At 67.1% G+C, this 1,061-nt stretch carries 2 pseudogenes; both read left to right on the forward strand.

Going from position 1 to position 1,061, the window contains the following annotated elements:
• Positions 1-653, forward strand: a pseudogene (locus tag IG80_RS14425) (adenosylcobalamin-dependent ribonucleoside-diphosphate reductase); the annotation flags it as partial.
• A gap of 147 nt (positions 654-800) precedes the next feature.
• A pseudogene (locus IG80_RS15960) lies at positions 801-1,061 on the forward strand (histone); the annotation flags it as partial.

Below are 1,061 nucleotides of genomic sequence, written 5' to 3' on the forward strand. Positions count from 1 at the left end.
CGGAGCTGGTGGACGAGCTGGCCGACGTGGGCGCGCGCTTCACCCACCACAGCTCCATCGCGCCCACCGGCACCATCTCGCTGTCGCTGGCCAACAACGCCTCCAACGGCATCGAGCCCTCGTTCGCGCACCACTACAGCCGCAACGTGATCCGCGAGGGCAAGAAGACCAAGGAGAAGGTGGACGTCTACAGCTACGAGCTGCTGGCCTACCGCCAACTGGTCAATGCCAAGGCCATGCCCTACGCCGAGGAGGCCGACGCCCGGCTGCCGGACTACTTCATCGCCGCCGACGACATCTCGCCCAAGGAGCACGTCGACGTGCAGGCCGCCGCGCAGACGTGGGTGGACAGCTCCATCTCCAAGACCGCCAACGTTCCGACGGACTACCCCTACGAGGAGTTCAAGGACATCTACCGCTATGCCTACCAGCAGGGCCTGAAGGGCTGCACCACCTTCCGCTTCAACCCGGCCGCCTTCCAGGGCGTGCTGGTCAAGGAGAAGGACCTGGAGAACACCACCTACCGGTTCGAGCTGGAGGACGGCTCCGTGCTGGAGGTGAAGGGCAACGAGGAGATCGAGTACGACGGCGAGACCCACACCGCCGCCAACCTATTCGACGCGCTCAAGGAGGGGTACTACGGCAAGTTCTGAAGGCCCGTCTGCCGCCGCGCGCGGCGGCTGGGCACCAGGCCGCGGCGCGCGTTCCCGGGCGCCCGCCACGGCCGGCGGTACTGCGGTATGGCGCCCGGATTGCAGCGATTGTCCCGATACCAGACCGAGAGCGCCCCAGGAGGGCCCATGAGCAATGGCAATGGTGTGACCGCGACCCTGTCCGAGGCCGCCGAGACCGTAAAGGAAACCGTCAGTGAAGTGGGCAGCAGCATTGCCACCGGGGCGAGCAACGCGGTGGCCAGCGCCGGTGAGGCGGTGACCCAGGCGAAGAAGGCCGCGACCAAGCGCGTGGCCACCGTGAAGAAAGCGGCGACCAAGCGCGTGGCCACGGTCAGGAAGGCCGCGACCAAGAAGGTCGCCGCCGCGAAGAAGGTGGTGAAGACCGAC

This window comes from Candidatus Paracaedibacter symbiosus, assembly GCF_000757605.1.
In the GTDB taxonomy this organism is placed as follows: Bacteria; Pseudomonadota; Alphaproteobacteria; order Paracaedibacterales; family Paracaedibacteraceae; genus Paracaedibacter_A; species Paracaedibacter_A symbiosus.